15 protein-coding genes and 1 pseudogene are annotated in these 18935 nt (G+C 71.9%); 9 read left to right on the top strand and 7 right to left on the bottom strand.

All coding sequences use genetic code 11. The annotated features are described in order from the left end of the window. Positions 1–227 precede the first annotated feature (227 nt). The 5 genes from AB852_RS39180 to AB852_RS05365 form a co-directional block, all read right to left on the bottom strand. Complete coding sequence (locus tag AB852_RS39180; protein ID WP_143201180.1) at positions 228–2138, bottom strand: hypothetical protein; 1911 nt, start codon at positions 2136–2138, stop codon at positions 228–230. Further along, positions 2138–2827 (bottom strand): RNA polymerase sigma factor, encoded by a 690-nt coding sequence (locus tag AB852_RS05380; protein WP_073784058.1) that lies wholly within the window; start codon positions 2825–2827, stop codon positions 2138–2140. The genes AB852_RS39180 and AB852_RS05380 overlap by 1 nt, the downstream gene beginning before the upstream one ends. A 472-nt stretch (positions 2828–3299) precedes the next feature. After that, positions 3300–3935 carry a hypothetical protein gene (locus AB852_RS05375; protein WP_073784056.1) on the bottom strand — a complete coding sequence of 212 codons (636 nt, stop codon included), beginning with the start codon at positions 3933–3935 and terminating at the stop codon, positions 3300–3302. A gap of 79 nt (positions 3936–4014) precedes the next feature. Further along, a complete protein-coding gene (locus AB852_RS05370; RefSeq protein ID WP_073784054.1) occupies positions 4015–4521 on the bottom strand; it encodes a hypothetical protein in 507 nt (168 codons plus the stop codon). A 457-nt stretch (positions 4522–4978) separates the two neighbouring features. Beyond that, complete coding sequence (locus AB852_RS05365; protein ID WP_079184410.1) at positions 4979–6880, bottom strand: beta-N-acetylhexosaminidase; 1902 nt, start codon at positions 6878–6880, stop codon at positions 4979–4981. Positions 6881–7403: 523 nt separating this feature from the next. On the opposite strand from AB852_RS05365, the gene AB852_RS40535 reads away from it, so the two are divergent. The 5 genes from AB852_RS40535 (at position 7404) to AB852_RS05335 (ending at position 11558) form a co-directional block, all read left to right on the top strand. Then, positions 7404–7994: a 2-oxo-4-hydroxy-4-carboxy-5-ureidoimidazoline decarboxylase gene (locus AB852_RS40535; protein WP_399546229.1), complete on the top strand. Its 591-nt coding sequence runs from the start codon at positions 7404–7406 to the stop codon at positions 7992–7994. Between the two features lie 148 nt (positions 7995–8142). Continuing rightward, the gene (gene sdhC / locus AB852_RS05350; RefSeq protein WP_073784048.1) at positions 8143–8523 is read left to right on the top strand and encodes a succinate dehydrogenase, cytochrome b556 subunit; all 381 of its coding nucleotides are present in this window, start codon (positions 8143–8145) and stop codon (positions 8521–8523) included. A gap of 5 nt (positions 8524–8528) precedes the next feature. Continuing rightward, positions 8529–9023, top strand: coding sequence for a succinate dehydrogenase hydrophobic membrane anchor subunit (locus AB852_RS05345; protein WP_073783999.1), 495 nt, complete (start codon positions 8529–8531; stop codon positions 9021–9023). A gap of 22 nt (positions 9024–9045) precedes the next feature. Further along, on the top strand, positions 9046–10800 hold the full coding sequence (gene sdhA / locus AB852_RS05340; protein ID WP_073783997.1) for a succinate dehydrogenase flavoprotein subunit: 1755 nt from the start codon (positions 9046–9048) through the stop codon (positions 10798–10800). After that, a complete protein-coding gene (locus tag AB852_RS05335) occupies positions 10800–11558 on the top strand; it encodes a succinate dehydrogenase iron-sulfur subunit (RefSeq protein WP_073783995.1) in 759 nt (252 codons plus the stop codon). The genes sdhA and AB852_RS05335 overlap by 1 nt, the downstream gene beginning before the upstream one ends. Before the next feature lie 690 nt (positions 11559–12248). Here the strand turns inward: AB852_RS05335 and AB852_RS05325 are convergent. Further along, positions 12249–12713, bottom strand: a complete 465-nt coding sequence (locus AB852_RS05325) for a polymorphic toxin type 27 domain-containing protein (RefSeq protein WP_079184308.1) — start codon at positions 12711–12713, stop codon at positions 12249–12251. Between AB852_RS05325 and AB852_RS05320 the strand changes: the two genes are divergently transcribed. The 4 genes and pseudogenes from AB852_RS05320 (at position 12712) to AB852_RS05305 (ending at position 15820) form a co-directional block, all read left to right on the top strand. Continuing rightward, a complete protein-coding gene (locus AB852_RS05320; protein ID WP_079184307.1) occupies positions 12712–13107 on the top strand; it encodes a hypothetical protein in 396 nt (131 codons plus the stop codon). The genes AB852_RS05325 and AB852_RS05320 overlap by 2 nt on opposite strands. A 297-nt stretch (positions 13108–13404) precedes the next feature. Further along, positions 13405–13845, top strand: coding sequence for a hypothetical protein (locus AB852_RS05315; protein WP_245876609.1), 441 nt, complete (start codon positions 13405–13407; stop codon positions 13843–13845). Positions 13846–14159: 314 nt separating this feature from the next. Next, positions 14160–14639: pseudogene (locus tag AB852_RS40530) on the top strand (thiol-disulfide oxidoreductase DCC family protein); the annotation flags it as partial. A gap of 491 nt (positions 14640–15130) precedes the next feature. Continuing rightward, entirely contained in the window at positions 15131–15820 is a 690-nt protein-coding gene (locus AB852_RS05305) for a TetR family transcriptional regulator (RefSeq protein ID WP_079184408.1), read from the top strand. 357 nt (positions 15821–16177) lie between these two features. Here the strand turns inward: AB852_RS05305 and AB852_RS05300 are convergent, their stop codons facing one another. Next, positions 16178–18628: an MMPL family transporter gene (locus AB852_RS05300; protein WP_073783983.1), complete on the bottom strand. Its 2451-nt coding sequence runs from the start codon at positions 18626–18628 to the stop codon at positions 16178–16180. Positions 18629–18935: the final 307 nt, after the last annotated feature.

Genomic DNA, 18935 nt, shown 5'->3' with positions numbered 1-18935 from the left:
ATGCTTCGGCAAAACGTCACACCTGGCGGGAAAAACCTCTCCCATGACGGGAACAGTGCAGGTGGGAGGGGGGACAGTTGGGACATATGGGGCGAATGTGCGGGAGTGATGTGGCTGGTACTCGCCGTTACCGGGCGCGGGTCGCGTCCACGCGGACGGGATTGCGTCCCTGCGGACGGGATTGCGTCCCCGCGGAAAGGGGTGGCCGTCGCGGGAACGGGTCGCGGCTACGCGGAAGGGGTGGCCGACGCGGGAGCGGTCGGCGCGGGAGGTGTCGGTCCGGGAGGTGTCGGTCCGGGAGGTGTCGGTCCGGGAGTGCCTGACGGGGTGACGCCGCCCGAGGGAGAGGCGCCAGGGCCGGGGACCGGCGTCGGTACCGGGCCGGAGGTGGGCGCGGTGGCGGGCGCGGACGGCTCGTGGCTGATCAAGGGGTCGGGATCGGGCGACTGCCCCACCACGGGTCGTCCCCCCACGGGTGCGCCGCCCCCGCCATGACCGCCGCCCCGTCCCCGGCCCTCGCCGCGGCCTTCCCCCCTGCCGTCCCCCTCGCCCTTGCGGCCGCCGGTGCCGTGGCCGTGGTCGTGGCCGCCGCCGGCCCCCTTGCCGCCGGAACCGGGTTGATCGCCCCCGTCCCCGTCACCGTCCGTCTCGGAGGAGTCGTCCGAAGGGTCGTCCTCGCCGGGCCGGTCGTCCTCGCCGTGGCGGGCGAGCAGACGTTCGCAGAACCGGGCCACCCGGTCCGGGCCCCGGGCGGCGCTCTCCAGTCCGCGCCTGCCCTCGGCGTCCAGCTTTCCCCGCTCGTACGCGCGGCACGCGGTGACCTGGCCGCTGCGCCAGTCCGTGGGGACCCGCATCCGCTTCTGGGTGCCTCCGGCGGTGCGGCTCGGCCCCGCGCTCAGGCCCGGGGGCGGTTCCGGTGAGAACTTCGGCACGCTCTTGCCCGTACCGGACGCGGGCGGGCGGGACGGGTCGGCGGCGGACCGCGAAGGGCTCGGGACCGGGGGCGACGGTGTCCGGGCGGGGGCGCCCTCCGCCGCGGCGGTGGGCCGCCGGTCGTCGCCGTCGAACGGCAGGGGGAGCACCCCGGTGCCCGCGGCGAACGCGCCCCCGCCGATCATGCCGACGGCCAGTGTGGCGGCGAGGGCGAAGCGGACCGGCTTCGCCCAGCGCGGCCGACGGCGGTCCGGCCCCGGCGCACCCGTAATCCGGATCGTCCCGGCGTCCGTGCCGAGCTCCGGGTCCGGGTTCAGGTCCAGGTCGGGGTTCGGATCGGGGTCCAGGTCGGGGCCGGCGTCCGAACCCCGCCCGGAGGACCGGAACCCGTCGAGGGCGCCGGGTCCGATGCTCCCGCCGGGTCCGCCGAGTGCGCCGGGTCCTTCGAACCCGGCGAATCCGCCGCGCGCACCGAGCGGGTCCCGGGCGCCGCGTCCCCCGCTGCCGCCGTCCCGACCGTGGATACCGCGTCCGCCCTGGGTACCGCGTCCACCACGAGCGCCACGCCGATCCCGCGTGCCGTGGGTGCCGTGGGTGCCGAACCCGCCCAGCGCGTCCCGGTCGCCGGACCCGGCCCCCTCACCGGACCCGTCCCGGTCGCCGGACGTTCCCGGGGCCCCGCTCGGCCGCGGCGTTCCGTGCGGCACGGCACCGCCGCCCGTCCCGGCGGCGCGGAACCGGTCCGCGCCGGGGAGTCCCAGCCCGGTCCAGGAGTCGACGCGGGCCCCGGCGATCCCGGGCCGGCCGCCGTACCGGAAGGCGCGGGCCGCGCGGAACGCCGCCACCGCCGCCTCCTCGCCGGGCAGTTCACCGCCGGACGCCGAAGGGCCGGAGGGACTGGAGGAACCAGAGGGGCCAAGGGGGCCAGAGGGGGCGGCGGAACCGGAGGAACCAGGAGAACCGAAGAGACCGGAAGGCGTGGAGGGGCTGGAAGGACTGGAGGGGCCGGAGTTGCGGGAGTGGCCGGACCGGAGTGGGGCGTTCGGGCCGGGGGGCCGGGCCGCCTCCGCCGCCAACGCGTCGAGAAGGCGGGCGAGCCGGTCGGCACACTCTCGTGAGTGATCGCCGACGGCCTTCGGGGGCTCCCCGCGCAGCAGGCGTTCCGCCGCCTCCCGGTCCAGCCACCGGTCCTGCTCGTCGGGCATCACATGTCCTTCAGCGTCCGCGTTCGCGAATGCGTCACACCGGCGGGCGTGCCCGCGCGGGCCGGTGGGCGGCGGGGTGGGGGCACCGCGTCAAGGCGCCCCCCGAGGCGTCCGGTCGGCGCCGGATCATCCTCTTCGGGCTCGTCGCCGAGCAGTTCGGCGAGACGTTTCAGCCCGCGATGGGCGGCCGTGCGGACGGCGCCGGGACGTTTGCCGAGGGTCTGCGCGGCGGTCTTCGCGTCGAGCCCCACGACGACCCGCAGCACGACCGCCTCGGCCTGGTCCTGCGGAAGGCGCGCTATCAACGACAGGGTGCGGCTGGTGGCCAGTGCCTCCATCGCCTCACCGGCGGTGTCCGACTCCGCGGGCTTACCGGTCAGCTCCGTCTCGTCGGCACCTATCGCGGGTCTGCGTCCGCGCATGCGTATGTGGTCCAGGGCGCGGTTGCGCGCTATCCGCGCCGCCCAGCCCCGGAAGCGGTCCGCGTCGCCGCTGAACCGGTCGAGGTCGCGGGCGATCTGGAGCCACGCCTCGGAGGTCACGTCCTCCGCGTCCGGGTCACCGACCAGCGTGCGGACATAGCCCAGCAGCCGTGGGTGCACCGAGCGGTACACAGTACGGAACGCCCCGTCATCCCCCTGCTGAGCCGCCAGCACCGCGGCGGTCAACTCCGCGTCGTCCCCCAGCACTCAACGCACTCCCTCGTTGCGCCCGAACCGGCGCCGCTTCCGCGGAACCGGCTGTTCACCGTCGTGGTACTCCCCTCAATGGTCGCGGTCCCTGAATGACCGCGGCCCTTGATGGCCCGCACTCGGCGCGAAACGCACGCTACGGCCTGAAATGGGTTCGCGTCCATGTTTGTACAAGACGCAACTACCCCTCGGACGAGTGGGGTGTGACACAAATCGAGCCGTTGGCGCAGTACTAGATACGGGCCGCCGCGCGGCCCGTGCCGTGCGGCGACCGGGGCCTCTCCTGTGGGGGGTGGCGGCCCCGGTCGTTGCCACAGCGGCGGTAGGACGGGCTTCGGAGCGCATGAGCGCACGGCCCCCACCAGCGGTTATTCCTCTTCCGACCGGCCGCGCGCCGGTGCGCGCCACCCGCGCGATCCAGTCGGCGCCGTGCCCGGCGGAGCAGGTCGCACGGGTCGGAACCCACCGCTCAGTTCCGGCCACGGGCCCGCCGTGAGACCACGGCACGCAGTATGCGCCGCCCCTCGGTCGTCGCCCCGTGCACCTGACGCAGCCCGGCGGCACCCCGGCCCGCGAGCAGCTCCAGGATCACGATCTGTCTTCGCAGTTCGGCGGCGGCCAGCGGGGACAGTCCGTCGGCCCCGCCGGCGCGGGACGCGGCGAGCCGGTCGTCGGCCGGGTCCGCGCCGTCCCCGGAGGCTTCCCCCCGGTCCCCGACCGGATCGAGGAGCCGGTGCACACGGAGCGCGGACAGCGAGCAGAGGTCGGCCCACTCCCGCAGCCGCGCGTCCGGCGGGCCGCCGCCCTGGAGCTTGTCGGGGAGGTCGGCGGGCGCGGCGGCCAGCATCCGCAGCGCGAGCACGGCCGCCCCGTCCGCGACGGGCGCCGCTTCGCCGGGGCCGGGCTCCGGGACCAGCACGGCCCGCGCCCGTTCCAGCCGGTCACCCCACTCGACGGCGTCCCCGCCCTCGCCGAGGCTCGCCCACAGCGGGCGGAGCACCTCGTCGTCACCGCCGAGCAGCGGGACGCAGCGGTCCAGACAGCCGAGGCCGCTCGCGGCGAGCCCCCGCTCGTCCGCTCCTGAGATCAGTTCGACCAGGCTCATCACGCCTCCAGTGGCACCGGAGCGGCGCCCTCGGGCGGAGGCCGCACTTGTCCTTTCTGCGTGCGACGCACCGGTAGCGTCACAGGCGTACCACTCCGAGGCGGTCCAGGAACCGGAAGAAGAGTTGCTCGGCGGACGGATCGGCGGGCGCGCCCAGCACCTCGGCGATCGGTCCGGCCGGTACGGTCGCGCCTCCCTCGGCGGCCCAGACGACCGCGCGTCGCGCCGCGTCGGCGGGGACCAGGAAATAGTCCTCCAGCGCGCGCTCGTCGCGTCCGAGGTGGTCGGCCATCGCGTTCCGGTCGAGACAGGTGGTCCAGCCGCCGCTGTCCGGGGCCGCCGCCTCCACCACGACACAGGCGCTGTCCATGACGTACCCGAACAGTGCGGGCGACCCGGTCTCCAGCGCGAGGGCGTTCATACTGCCGATGGTCGTGCCGTCCTCGCCGCCCCGGCACTCCCACACCTGCCAGCCGTCGGCGCGCCGTTCGAGGAGCGCCAGTTCGTCACGTACGGAGGCGAGCGCGTCCGCGCTGTCGAGCGCCTGCCCGCTCCGGCCCACGACGTAGTAGCCCCAGTGACCCATCCGATCCGTCCCCCGTCGCCGTGCTCGGTGCGCCGTACCGTCGGCGCGGTGTTCCGCCCGGTGCGTGTTCCGTCGGCCGCCCGTTCCGTGGCCGCGGTGCTCCGCCCGGTGCAGCGACCAGACCACCACAGCGGCGGGGCGTACGCCACCCGAAGTGCGCTTCCGGTGGATCGGACGTGTGAACGTCACCGTTCCTTGTGCGCTCCCGGTGCCCGGTGGCGGGATTCGTACGTTCGCGGGGGGAGCGCGGCTGCGGAGAACCACGTCACCGGGGGTACGACGATGATCGCGAGCGGGACGGGCCGTCCGCCGTAGCCGGATGTCGTCGTCCCGGGGGTGGCGGCCGGACGGCGTGCGGGGCGGACGGTGCCATCCGTGCGGCGGCCGGTGGACGGCATCCCGCGTGGCGACGCCCGGGGACCGGCCCCGCCGGAGACCGGCCGTACGGGGAGCGGTCTCAGTCGACGCGGTCCGCGAGGGCCACGAAACCGTCCCAGGGCAGGGGCGGCTCGTCCGGCTCCCACAGCTTCTGCGCCGTCGCGCGCAGCGGCATCCGGACCCCGGACGCCACCTGTCCCTGGCTCTGGGCGTTCGCGAGGTCGCACCAGACGGCGAACACCCCGCCGAGGATCTGCCCGGCGTAGCGCTGCTCGACCGGCCGGGTGCCCCGCAGCACCAGCGGCGTCCACTCCTCGTAGATCCGCCGTCCGGTCGGGTACGTGAAGTCGTTGGGCTCGCCGAGCACGTAGTAGAGGTACTCGTCGTTGTAGTTGATCACCTCACGGCCCTCGGCCAGATACTCGGCGGGCGGCCGGGCGCCGATCTCCTTGCCCGTCCAGTACGCGGTCACGATGTCCTCGGCGGGCTGGACCGTGCCGCCCCGGTAGAAGCCGTCGTTCCAGGCTCGCGGCACCCGCTCGCGGTCGCGCACCACGTCCGCGCGGTCGTCGAGCCAGCCCGTGGCGAGGTCCTCGACGGTGGCGTCCGGCCCGTACTTCTCCCGGGCCGCCGCAGCGAGCGCGGGATAGCGGGCGGCCGGGTCGCCCGCGAACAGCGCGGGGTACTCGTCACCGCCGACATGCCAGTACGGACCGGGGAACAGCTCGGTGTACTCGGCCAGCAGTTCGTCCACGATCCGCGCGGCGGCGGGGTTCGCGATGTCGACCGCGCCCTTCGGGGCGGCCCCGCCCGTGCCGCGGAGCTGGAGCTCGGGGTAGGCGGCGATCACCGCGCCGAGATGTCCCGGTGAGTCGATCTCCGGGACGACCGCGATGTGCCGGGCGGCGGCGAGCGCGAGGATACGGCGCACCTCCGCCTTGGTCAGATGGTCCCGGGACACCACCTCGGGATGGGAGTCCGAGGCGATACGGAAGCCCTGGTCGTCGGAGAAGTGCAGCCCCAGCTCGTTGTACTTGAGGTCGCCCAGCTCCTTTATCCGGTCCTCGATCCAGCTGGCGGTGAACGGTTTGCGGGCGATGTCGAGCATGAAGCCTCGGCGCGGCTTGGCGGGCTCGTCCCGCACGACCCCCTCCGGGGCGGCGCCCGTGGCGCGGACCTCCTGCTTGAGGGTGCGGGTGCCGTAGAAGACACCGCGTTCGGTGGACGCGGCTATCCGGACCCGGTCGTCCCGCACGGTCAGGGTGTACGCCTCGGCGCCGTCCGTACCGCCGGTGTCCTCGGTGCTCCCGGTGTCCCCGGTGAGCGCCAGTTCCACGTCACCGGCGCGGGCCGGGGCCCGTCCGGCGTACGTCAGCCCCAGTTCGGAGGCGGTGAGCCTGCCCTCGTCCGCGAGGGACTGACCGCCCACGACGAGCCGCGCCCCGTCCCTCGGCCGCCACCCCGGACCACGGGCCGCGGAGTGCTCACGGACGGACGGTATGACCTGCGGCGCCTTGGAGAGCGGGTACGTGGGGGCGGGCGAGGTGGTGCCGGAACGCTGCGGAGCCGTCGTCCCGGACGAGCGGGCGGGGGTGGGACCGCTCCCGCCGGTGGACCACAGGGCGACCAGGGTGCCGCCCCCGGCGACGAGCACGGCCAGCACCAGGGCGACGACGAGCACCCGGCGCGAACGCCACCGGGGGCGGCCGGGACCGCCCGGCCCACCGTGTCCGCCCTCACCACCGGGGCCGCCGGGGCCATCGGGGCCGCCGGAGCCGCCGGGAGCGCCTGGCCCGCCGGGGTCACGCGGACCGCCGGTATCGCCGGGACCGCCAGGGGCACCGGGACCGCCGGGAGCACCCGGGTCACCCGGACCGCCACCGTTGCCCGCTCCCGTACCCGTACCGGCTCCCGTACCCGTACCCGCTCCTGTTCCCGATCCCCCGTCCGTGCCGGAACCTCCGTGGTCCACCTCGTTCATGCGTACGACCTTCTCCCGCCCCCGGGTGAACCGCACTTCGGGGGCGTCCCTATCATCGGCAGGTGGCCACGATCCACGAGCGTCCACACGGCAAGGGCAAACTCTTCCGTTCGGGTGAAATTCGCGCACCCGTCGGACACCCCGGGCCCCGGCTCGCTAGCGTTGCCGCACCGAACCCGCGTCGCCCGTGCTTCTTCCCGTACCCGGTGCACGCCCCGCTCCTCGCGTTCGTTCGCTTCCCCGAGTCGCCGCGTTCCCCGCATTCCCCGATTCCGCAGTTCCCGCACATCCCGCAGTCCCCGCACATCCCGCAGTCCCCGTAGGTCCCGTACGTCCCGCAGTTCCCGTACGTTTCGCGACACCCCCGCCGACACCAGGCACCGCCGAACCCGGCACCGCCGCCTCGCGCCTAGGAGCAACACTGCCCTCCCAAGGGTTTCCACGACCGCCCGGTCGCGCCGCCGTACCGTCCCAGCAGCGGACCCCCGCGCCCGCTCCGCCGCCCGTCACGCCCGCCGGACTCGTGCGGCTGAACACCGCCGCCCCGGCCGACGCGCTGACCGCCTTCCTCGGCTGCTGCGCCAGCCACCGCTGGGCCCAGCGGCTCACCGCGCACCGGCCCTACCGCGATCTGGAGACCCTGCTGGCCGCGGCCGACGAGGCGGCGTACGACCTCGCCCACGCCGACCTCACGGAAGCGCTCGCGCGCGAGTCCCGCACGCATCCCGCGGGCGGGCCCGGCCAGGGGTACTCGGCAGCCGACACCGCGCTGAGCGCCGCGCACGCCGCGTACGAGAGCCGGTTCGGACACGCGTTCGTGCTCTGTCTCGACGACTGCCCGCCCGAGGAAACCCTCGACCGGGTCCTCGCGGCCATCCGCACCCGGCTCGGCCACGACCCCGACGACGAGCGGGCGGTGACCGCGGAGGAACTGCGGCGGCTCGCCCGGGGCCGGCTCACCCGGCTGTCGCGTACGGGTCCGGTGGACGACGACAGGGTCTTTTCGGACACCGGCCCGGCGGACCCGGCGATTCCGGAGGGGACGGGGTCCGGCCAGGAAGGCCGGAAATCGACCGGTTCGGGCCGTCCCGATAGCCCGTACGCATCAGTTTGATTGCCTGTTTGATCACACCGCCGGGCCCCGCGTGAACGTTCCGACAACACGTCGCTACGATGGCCGGGGCCGGTGGACCGTACCCGGCCGGGCCAGACCGACACCCCAAGCCGGCAGGCCCTGATCCCCGCTCCCGGAGGGTTCTTCCGTGCCGGCTGGAACGCTGTACCGCGGCCGGGAAGGAATGTGGTCCTGGGTGGCTCATCGAGTCACCGGCGTCCTCATCTTCTTCTTCCTGTTCGTACATGTGCTGGACACCGCCCTCGTGCGGGTCTCCCCCGAGGCGTACGACGAAGTCGTCGCCACCTACAAGACGCCGCTCGTCGCGCTGCTGGAATACGGCCTCGTCGCCGCAGTCCTCTTCCACGCGCTCAACGGCCTGCGGGTCATCGCCGTCGACTTCTGGTCGAAGGGTCCCCGCTACCAGAAGCAGATGCTGTGGACCGTGGTCGGCATCTGGGCCGTGCTGATGGTCGGGGCCCTGTACCCCGTGCTCGGCCACGCCGTACGTGAAGTCTTCGGGAGCTGACGCGCATGTCGACCGATCTCTCCGCACAGTCCCCCGGCACCGCCGGGGTGGGCGCCGTCGAGGGCGCGCCGCTCTACGACGCCGACAACCCGGCGCCGCTGATCGAGGCCCCGCGCAAGCGCACCGGCCGCACCCCCAAGTCGACCCGCGGCAACTTCGAGCTGTACGGGTGGCTGTTCATGCGCCTGTCCGGCATCGTGCTCGTCGTGCTGGTCCTCGGACACCTGCTGATCCAGCTGGTGCTCGACGGCGGTGTGTCCAAGATCGGCTTCGCCTTCGTGGCGGGCCGCTGGGCCTCCCCGTGGTGGCAGACCTGGGACCTGGTGATGCTGTGGCTCGCCATGCTGCACGGCGGCAACGGCCTGCGCACGGTCATCAACGACTACGCCGAGCGCGCCGGCACCCGGCTGTGGCTGAAGGGCCTGCTCTACACCGCGACGGTGTTCACGATCCTGCTGGGCACGCTGGTGATCTTCACCTTCGACCCGAACATCCGCTAGGCACGGGGCTGAGGCAACCGCTATGAAGATCCACAAGTACGACACCGTCATCGTCGGCGCCGGCGGCGCCGGCATGCGCGCCGCCATCGAGGCGACGAAGCGCAGCCGCACCGCCGTGCTGACGAAGCTCTACCCCACCCGCTCCCACACGGGCGCCGCGCAGGGCGGTATGGCCGCCGCGCTCGCCAATGTGGAGGAGGACAACTGGGAGTGGCACACCTTCGACACGATCAAGGGCGGTGACTACCTGGTCGACCAGGACGCCGCCGAGATCCTCGCGAAGGAGGCCATCGACGCCGTCCTCGACCTGGAGAAGATGGGTCTGCCGTTCAACCGGACCCCGAACGGCACCATCGACCAGCGCCGGTTCGGCGGGCACTCCCGCAACCACGGCGAGGCCCCGGTGCGCCGCTCCTGCTACGCGGCCGACCGCACCGGCCACATGATCCTCCAGACGCTGTACCAGAACTGCGTCAAGGAGGGCGTCGAGTTCTTCAACGAGTTCTACGTCCTCGACCAGCTGATCACCGAGGTCGACGGCGTCAAGCACTCGTCGGGCGTCGTCGCCTACGAGCTGGCGACCGGTGAGATCCATGTCTTCCAGGCGAAGGCCGTGATCTACGCCTCCGGCGGCACCGGCAAGTTCTTCAAGGTGACCTCCAACGCGCACACCCTCACCGGTGACGGCCAGGCCGCCGTGTACCGGCGCGGGCTGCCGCTGGAGGACATGGAGTTCTTCCAGTTCCACCCGACCGGCATCTGGCGCATGGGCATCCTGCTGACGGAGGGCGCCCGCGGTGAGGGCGGCATCCTGCGCAACAAGGACGGCGAGCGCTTCATGGAGAAGTACGCGCCGGTCATGAAGGACCTCGCGTCCCGTGACGTCGTCTCCCGGTCCATCTACACGGAGATCCGCGAGGGCCGCGGCTGCGGTCCCGAGGGCGACCATGTGTACCTGGACCTCACGCACCTCCCGCCGGAGCAGCTGGACGCCAAGCTCCCGGACATCACGGAGTTCGCGCGTACCTACCTGGGCATCGAGCCGTACACGGACCCGATCCCGATCCAGCCGACCGCGCACTACGCCATGGGCGGCATCCCGACGAACGTCGAGGGTGAGGTCCTCTCGGACAACACCACCGTCGTCCCGGGCCTGTACGCGGCCGGCGAGGTCGCCTGTGTCTCCGTGCACGGCGCCAACCGTCTCGGCACCAACTCGCTCCTGGACATCAACGTCTTCGGGCGCCGCGCGGGCATCGCCGCCGCCGAGTACTCGGCGAAGAGCGGTTACGTGGAGCTGCCGGAGGACCCGGCGCGTCTGGTCGTCGACCAGGTCGAGCACCTGCGGGCGTCGACCGGCACCGAGCGGGTCGCGGAGCTGCGCCGGGAGCTCCAGGACACGATGGACGCCAATGTGATGGTGTTCCGTACGGAGCAGACCATCAAGACGGCGGTCGACAAGATCGCCGAGCTGCGCGCGCGGTACCGGAACGTGTCCGTCCAGGACAAGGGCAAGCGGTTCAACACGGACCTGCTGGAGGCCATCGAGCTGGGCAACCTGCTCGACCTGGCCGAGGTCATGGCCGTCTCCGCGCTGGCCCGCAAGGAGTCCCGGGGCGGCCACTACCGCGAGGACTACCCCAACCGCGACGACGTCAACTTCATGCGCCACACCATGGCGTACCGCGAGGTCGGCGCCGATGGCTCCGAGACCATCCGTCTCGACTACAAGCCGGTCGTCCAGACCCGCTACCAGCCGATGGAGCGTACGTACTGATGGCTACTCCCGTACTCGACAAGGTGGAGGCCGAGTCCGCCGCCTCGCACCTGATCACGGTCACCTTCCGCATCCGCCGCTTCAACCCCGAGGTCGCCGCGGAAGCCGTGTGGGAGGACTTCCAGTTCGAGATCGACCCCAAGGAGCGGGTCCTCGACGGGCTGCACAAGATCAAGTGGGACCTGGACGGCACCCTGACGTTCCGCCGTTCCTGCGCCCACGGCATCTGCGGCTCGGACGCGATGCGGATCAACGGCCGCAACCGGCTGGCGTGCAAGACCCTGATCAAGGACATCAACCCCGACAAGCCGATCATGGTCGAGCCCATCAAGGGTCTGACGGTCCTCAAGGACCTGATCGTCGACATGGACCCGTTCTTCCAGGCGTACCGCGACGTCATGCCGTTCCTGATCACCAAGGGCAACGAGCCGACGCGTGAGCGCCTCCAGAGCGCGGAGGACCGCGAGCGGTTCGACGACACCACCAAGTGCATCCTGTGCGCGGCGTGCACGTCGTCCTGCCCGGTGTTCTGGAACGACGGCCAGTACTTCGGCCCGGCCGCGATCGTCAACGCCCACCGCTTCATCTTCGACTCGCGCGACGAGGCCGGCGAGCAGCGGCTGGAGATCCTCAACGACAAGGACGGCGTGTGGCGCTGCCGCACCACGTTCAACTGCACGGACGCGTGCCCGCGCGGTATCGAGGTCACGAAGGCGATCCAGGAGGTGAAGCGGGCGTTGATCACGCGCCGCTTCTGACCTGACCGGTCGGGCCTCAGGACGTACGCGAGGGCCGCCGTATCCCCGGGTGGGGGTACGGCGGCTTTCGTGTGGGGCGGGAGCGTCGGCCGCCTCCAGGTACATCTCTGCGGTTCTGCTGTACCTGACCGACTGCATGGCCGTGGACAAAGGACTGCGCGGCCTGGCCCAGCGTTACTACGTCAAGGCCCTGGAGCCGACGAGCGCGGCCGGGGAGCATCTGATCTTTCTCCCTGGAAATGAGCCGGGGATAGACCTTCAGGTCCGGCAATTCAAAACTACTCTGTCCCCTTGAGCGGGCCGAACTTGGAGGGGGCGTGGTGATCACCAAGATCCTCGTGCCAGGAGCACCGTCGTGCTAGAACATACCCTTCTCCCCCATTGAGGAGGTACAGCGTTCCGGGGAGCTCTGCCGCTAGTCGGCCACCCAGAATTTGCCCCCGCTCCACATCGGTTGCCTCGCTGATTTTCAAGCGAGCACAGTAAGGTTGCAGGTGCATCAACTCAACCGCTGCGAAGAGAACATCGATCCGCGTCTCAAAGCCTTCCACGTTCACGCTACGCAGGAGCAGCACGGAGTGGCTGACGGAATACTGCCAAACTTGGAACTCGCGCTCCCACTCTACTATCGGCGCCATTTCACCCTCCGGAAAGAAAACCAGGCCGAGGAACCCGCACTACGGACCCACCTCAATAGAATGTGACGCTATCCCATGAACGATCACCAACTCGTACGGCCTTCCCTACGTGGTACATCTCCCGCTCCGTCGCAAACCAATTGCTCCCGCTACCGCTCTTGTAAGCGCTAGAGAACTGCTCGCCAGGATTGGCTCCACGGAATCCGTCGAGTGATACATGAAGCCTGACGTTCGGGTTATGAGCGGCCGAACGAACCTCAACCTCCCAAATATCGCTATCTAGATAGTGGGTATATCCCTTACCATCGGCGAATCCTCTCAGGCCATTCTTACGGAGCCCCAATGCCACGTCCGTCGGGCATCCGCCAGAATTATGAACCAGGACCGGCGTATCCCCCGCCAGCACACAGTACGAATGCAAGTCCTCGACCGTCAGGTTGTACGTGCGTGCGTGGCGGGTGTACTCGCGGTTCGCCGTGACGATGACGGTGTCGGCGTCGTCGGTGAGCAGGGTCATGCCCGGCTTGAGTCGGCGGGCCTCCAGCCAGGCGTACGACGTCAGCGGCGACGCCGTCGCGGATCTCGTGTACCGGTCCGAATCCGGCAAGCTGATGCTCCGCAAGGGCAAGCCGGCGACCGGTGGCGGGGTGGATCTCGTCTCGCTCGCCGCCGCGGCCAACTCCCTGGGCGGCGCGGACACCACCTACGGAGCGGCCAACTGGACCGTCGCGAGTGTCCCGTTCGTGATGGGCACACCCGACGCGGACAACGACTCCGTCCCCGATATCTGGGCGGTGCGCAGCGACGGTTCGGTGCGGTTCCATCCAGGGTCCCGTACAGCGCTGTCCGGGGACGGAGGCGAGATGGTCGGTCCCAACAGCCATTGGCGGAGCCGGATCGCGATCGGCTGACGCCTGAACGGTGCGCCCAAGCCGCCCGGACGCGGCTTCCGTCCTCCCCGCCCGACTTCGAAGCTCTTGCCGCGCCACTCTCGACCGCCCGGACGCACACCGTCCGGGCGGTCCTTCGCGTTGCCGGGCACTCCGCGTTCCCCGGGCTCCCCGGGCACTTGGCGCTCCCCGGACACCCCGCACAGCTCACTTGAACGTGTTCAAAAACGGGTCTACAGTCTCCACTGTCAGCGTTTTTGAACGTGTTCAAGATGCGCCATGGCCTGGCATGGGCATGGCCTTGAAGGGGTGGGGACCGTGGAAAAGGGACAAGACCTCACGTGGATCGCGTATCTCGTCTACATCGTCGTCAGCATCGGACTGACGGTGTGGGTCGCGCGCACCCTGAGCCGGAACGGGCGGATCTTCCTGTCCGACGTGCTGCGGGGCAACGAGAGGCTCGCGGACGCCGTCAACCATCTGCTGGTGGTCGGGTTCTATCTGATCAACCTCGGTTTCGTCGCGCTGTATCTGACGCAGGAGGAGCGGATCACCGAGGCCCGGGAGGTGTTCGAGGCGCTCTCGACGAAGCTCGGCGTCGTCCTGCTGGTCCTCGGGGTGCTGCACCTCGGCAATGTGTGGGTGCTGAACAAGATCCGGCGGCGGGGCATCATGGAGCGGGAGCAGCTTCCGCCGGTGCCTCCGCAGGAGTACACCGGGAACCAGGGTCCGTGGGCCCCGCCCACCGCCAAGGCGTGACGGCCGTGTCCACGGACGCGCGACCGCCCACCGACCCGCGTACGCCGCACACGCCCGGACGGGCAGATGTACCGCGCACACCCGGACCGCCCGACTCACCGCACGCGCCAGGAACGCAGGACTCACCGCACGCACCCGGACGGGCAGACGTACCGCTCACGCCCGGAACGCCGCTCGCACAGACAGGCGTGCCACACACGCCCCGACAGGCAGGCGTACCGCAAAGGCCCGCACCGCCGAGCGCACCCCCGCCGGACGCGCCGCCGAGCGCACCCGCGCCCGGCGGGTACCAGCGGCCACCCGCCGTCCGGGGGCTGACCGTCCTCTACGACGCCGGGTGCCCGCTCTGCGGGTTCCTGCGTGACTGGCTGGCGCGTCAGCCGCAGCTGGTCCGGCTGGACTTCGTACCGGCCGGGTCGCCGGAGGCGCGGCGGAGGTTCCCCCGGCTGAACCACGCGTCGACCCTGGTCGACATCACCGTCGTCGCGGACGGTGGCCAGGTCTACCGGGGCGCCAACGCCTGGGTGGTCTGCCTCTGGGCCCTCGCCGAGTACCGGCCGATGGCCCACCGGCTCAGCACCCCGCAGGGCGCCAAGCTCGCCAAGGGCGCGGTGGTCGCGGCCTCGAAGTACCGGGAGGCCCTGTTCGCCCAGCGCAAGCGCAACGCGGGGAGCGCTTCCGGCGGAAGGAGGGGAGCGGGTCCCGTCGGGGGGCGGGACCCGCTCGCCGGGGGCCAGGCCCCCTACCGGACCACCGACGGTTGGCAGTACCGGCCCGACGAGGGGTGGGTGTTCATGGGGCAGCCGCCGCGGAGCACTCCGGCGCGGGCCAGGGCCGACACACGGGGTGGCTCCCCGGCCGACGTCCGGCACGGGCCCTCGGCCAGCGCGTGGGACCCCGGTGGCACGGGTGCGCAGGGGGGCGGGGTCCGGCCGGGTCCCTCCTGTGCCGACGGTTCCTGTGCGACTGACTAGGCTCTGACACCGTGCCCGCACGAAACGATCCCCCGGCGAAGCCCACGAATCCCACGAATCCCCCGAAGCCGACGCAGCAGCCGTCCGCCGCACCCGCACCCGCACCCGCACCCGCACCCGCACCCGCCGGGGAGCGTCCCGGGACGGGTACCCCAGCGGCTCCGGGTGCTCCAGGTACAGGTGCTTCAGGTACCGGCACAGGTGGTGCTCCGGCTACAGGTACAACAGGTACAGGTGGGGGCGCGGGCACAGGTACCAGTGCGGGCGCGGGTGCGGAGAAGTCCGCGAAGAGCGAGCAGACCCGCACCCTCATCCTGGAGACCGCGCTCCGGCTGTTCCAGGAGCGCGGCTACGACAAGACGACGATGCGGGCCATCGCCAAGGAGGCGGGCGTCTCCGTCGGCAACGCGTACTACTACTTCGACGGCAAGGAACACCTGATCCAGGGGGTCTACGACCGGATCTCCGTCGAGCACGCGAGAGCGGTGCGCCCGATCCTCGACAGGGAGACGGACTTCGAGGCCCGGCTGGCCGGGGTGCTCACCGCCTGGGTGGACATCTCGGAGCCGTACCACGAGTTCGCCGCGCAGTTCTTCAAGAACGCGGCCGACCCCGAGAGCCCGCTCAGCCCCTTCTCACCGGAGTCCGAGGGTGCCCGGGACGCGGCGATCGACGTGCACCGGGAGGTGCTCGCCGGTTCGAAGGCGAAGGTGCCGGACGACCTCGCCGACATCGTCCCCGAGATGTTGTGGCTCGCCCAGATGGGACTGGTCCTGTACTGGGTCTTCGACCGCTCCGAGGGGCACGAGCGGAGCCGCAAGCTGGCCCGGCGCGGGGCCAGGCTCACCGCCCGGGGCGTGTCGCTGGCCCGGTTCCGGGTACTGCGCCCACTGGTCCGCGAGGTGTACGAACTGTTCGCCGACTTCCGTCCCGAGGCCGAGCGCGACACACGGCCCGAGCCCGGGGAGCCGGAGCCCGCGGACGGGACCGGCAGCCGATAGCCAGCAGACGGGAGTCGGAGCTTCGGGCAGTCGGGCAGTCGGGCAGTCGGGGAAACGGGTTCGGGGGATCGAGGCTCGGGGGACCCAGCAGTCGCGAGGGGTAGGACGATCGGCGGCCCGTCGTGGCGCGGGCCCGTCCGGGCAGGAGGCGCGGGCATCGCCACACGCACCGACCCGGACAGGCCGCCGCGACCCCTCCCCCACGGCCCCGTACCGCCCCGGACGGGCGACCGCCCACCTCCCCGACGGCCCCGTACCGACCCGGACGGGCCGCCGCCCGCCTCCCCGACGGCCGCACCACCCGCACCACCCGCACAAGCCCGCCCACACCCCCCGCACCTCACCCGACCGCGCGGCTCACCCCCGTACCCCCTCCCCCGCCAGTTCCACGTCGTGGACCATCGGGGCTGCGGGCACCATGACCCGCAGGGTCCGTTCCCCGAGCCCCTCCGCGCCCGTGACCAGCAGATACGGGCCGGGGGCCGGGGCCGCGAGGATGTACGAGCCGTCCGCCGGCGAGGTCACCCGGTCCAGCCGATCGCCCTCGACCGAGCGGAGGGTCACCGTCGCCCCCGCGACAGGTCCGCCCTCCGTCGTACGGATGAACCCGTGGAGCACCGCGCCGCCCTTCGCGAGCGCTCCGGCCGCCTCACGCCCCGCCTCCCGTACGGGGGCCTCCGGCGCTTCGACCGCCAGATGCGGAAGGCGCCGTTCCAGCCACCCGGGCAGCCACCAGTTGGCCCGGCCCAGCAGATGCATCACGGCCGGGACCAGCGCCGTCCGCAGGACGAACGCGTCCACGGCGACCGCCACCGCGAGCCCCACGCCCGCGACCGCACCCTCCATGTCCCCGCTCAGCACGAACGCGGAGAAGACGCAGATCATGATGAGCGCGGCGCAGTTGATGACGCGGCTGGTCTCGGCGAGCCCCACCCGGACCGCTCGCGCGTTGTCCCCGGTGTGCACCCACTCCTCGTGCATCCGGCTGACCAGGAACACCTGGTAGTCCATCGACAGCCCGAACAGCAGCGACAGCATGATGACGGGCAGGAACGCGCTGATCGGGCCCTCCTTGCCGACCCCGATCAGCTCGGTGCCCCAGCCCCACTGGAAGATCGCGACCAGCACCCCGAACGAGGCCGCCGCCGCGACGAGGTTCATCAGGGCCGCCGTCAGCGGGACGACGAGCGAACGGAACGCGATCATCAGCAGGACGACGCCCAGGCCGATGATCGTCCCGACGAAGTACGGCAGCCGGTCGGCCGTCTGCGCGGCGAAGTCCTTGAACACCGCCGTGACCCCGCCGACATGGCCCTCCACACCCGCGTCGGGCAGCAGATCCCCGCGCAGCCGGTCGATCAGCCGGTCGGTCTCCACGGACTGCGGTGACGTGGTGGGGACGATCCGGACGACGGACACCCCGTTCGCGGGCGGCGCGAGAGCGGCCCGCGCCACCCCTTCGTCGGCCTGGACACCGCTCACCAGCCGTTCCAGCGCGGCCGGTTCGGCGCCCTGCGCGACGACGACCAGCGGACCGTTGAAGCCCGGCCCGAAACCGTCCGCCAGGATGTCGTACGCCTGCCGGGTGGTCAGATCCTCCTGGTGGTTGCCCTGGTCGGTGGCGCCCAGCCGCATCGACAGGACCGGTACGGCCAGCGCGGCCATCACCACCAGCGCCACGGCCGCGATGGCTTTCGGCCGCCGCTCCACCCGCACCGACCAGCGCGCGGCGAGTCCGCTCGGCTCCGACCGCTCCGGACCGTCCACCGCGAGCGCGCGCCGCTGACGGCGGCTGAGCACGCGTGTGCCGATGAACCCGAGCAGCGCGGGCAGCAGCGTCACCGCGGCGAGCACGCTGAGGACCACCGTCAGGGACGCGGCGATGACGACCCCGTCCAGGAACCGCAGATTCGTGACGAGCATGCCCGCGAGCGCGATGCAGACCGTGGCGCCCGCGAAGACGACGGCCCGCCCCGAGGTGTTCAGCGCCGCGACGGCCGACTCCTCGGTCACGTCGCCGCGCAGCAGACCCCGCCGGTGCCGGGTCACGATGAACAGCGCGTAGTCGATACCCACCCCGAGCCCGATCAGCGAGCCCAGCAGCGGGGCCAGGTCCGGGACCGGGGTGCCGTGGCTCAGCAGCATCGTGCCGAGCATCCCCGTACCGACGCCGAACACGGCGACGACGATGGGCAGCAGCATCGCGAACAGCGAGCCGAACGCGAGGAACAGCACGACGGCGGCGGCCACGATGCCGACGAGTTCCGAAGTGCCGGCGTGCGGCTGCTGGATACGGGCGATGGCCTGGCCGCCGACCTCGACCTCCAGCCCGTCGACGCCCGCGCCCCGCGCCGTGTCCACCACGTTCTGCGCCGTGTCCACCACGTCCTGCGCGAGTTCCGTCGGCACGGAGTTCGCCTGCTCGGTGAAGCTGACCTCCGCGAAGGCCGTCCGGCCGTCCTCGCTGATCCGCGCGGCGGCCGCGGGACCGTCCCCGTACGGACCGGCTACCGCGCCGATGCCCTTCATCGCGGCGATCTCACGCAGCGCGGGTTCGATCCGCGACCGTACGCCGTCGTCGCGCACCGAGCCGTCGTCGACCCGCCACACCACCGTGCCCGCGTCCCCGGCACTGTCCGGGAACGCCTTCTCCAGCAGGTCGTACGCCTGCGCGGAGTCGGTACCGGGCAGGGAGAAGTCGTTGGAATAGTCGGCTCCGGCGGAGGAACCCGCCGTACCGAGGCCGAACAGCACCCCCACCCACAGCACCAGGACCACCAGCCGGTGCCGGTAGCACCAGCGCGCCAATGCCGCCACGTCGTCCGCTCCTTCTGTTCACGCGGCACGGCGGACACCGGCGGCCCAAGTCGCCGCCGATCACCGCCGCGCCGCACTCGGCCCCCCGGGTCGGACCCAGCATCGGACGGTGAGGAGGCACGCGGGACGCCCCGGACGGGACTCCCAACCGACTCCCAGGGTTCCCAACCGGCTCACAGGCTTCCCAGCGGACTCCCAGGCTTCCCAACGGACTCCCAGGGTTCTCCACCGCTCGGGGGCGACGGCGCCAGGACGACAGCTCGCGTGGGCGCCGGTACGACGGGCAGCCATGACTGTC

The organism is Streptomyces uncialis (assembly GCF_001905345.1).
Classification (GTDB): Bacteria; Actinomycetota; Actinomycetes; order Streptomycetales; family Streptomycetaceae; genus Streptomyces; species Streptomyces uncialis.
This window is presented reverse-complemented; position numbering and strand designations above follow the sequence as displayed.

What these genes read in the sequence shown, in the direction of transcription:
- AB852_RS39180 (WP_143201180.1), bottom strand. Translation starts at nt 2,138, where the DNA reads ATGCCCGACGAGCAGGACCGGTGGCTGGACCGGGAGGCGGCGGAACGC.
- AB852_RS05375 (WP_073784056.1), bottom strand. Translation starts at nt 3,935, where the DNA reads ATGAGCCTGGTCGAACTGATCTCAGGAGCGGACGAGCGGGGGCTCGCC.
- AB852_RS05370 (WP_073784054.1), bottom strand. Translation starts at nt 4,521, where the DNA reads ATGGGTCACTGGGGCTACTACGTCGTGGGCCGGAGCGGGCAGGCGCTC.
- AB852_RS05365 (WP_079184410.1), bottom strand. Translation starts at nt 6,880, where the DNA reads ATGAACGAGGTGGACCACGGAGGTTCCGGCACGGACGGGGGATCGGGA.
- AB852_RS05345 (WP_073783999.1), top strand. Translation starts at nt 8,529, where the DNA reads ATGTCGACCGATCTCTCCGCACAGTCCCCCGGCACCGCCGGGGTGGGC.
- sdhA (WP_073783997.1), top strand. Translation starts at nt 9,046, where the DNA reads ATGAAGATCCACAAGTACGACACCGTCATCGTCGGCGCCGGCGGCGCC.
- AB852_RS05335 (WP_073783995.1), top strand. Translation starts at nt 10,800, where the DNA reads ATGGCTACTCCCGTACTCGACAAGGTGGAGGCCGAGTCCGCCGCCTCG.
- AB852_RS05320 (WP_079184307.1), top strand. Translation starts at nt 12,712, where the DNA reads ATGCCCGGCTTGAGTCGGCGGGCCTCCAGCCAGGCGTACGACGTCAGC.
- AB852_RS05325 (WP_079184308.1), bottom strand. Translation starts at nt 12,713, where the DNA reads ATGACCCTGCTCACCGACGACGCCGACACCGTCATCGTCACGGCGAAC.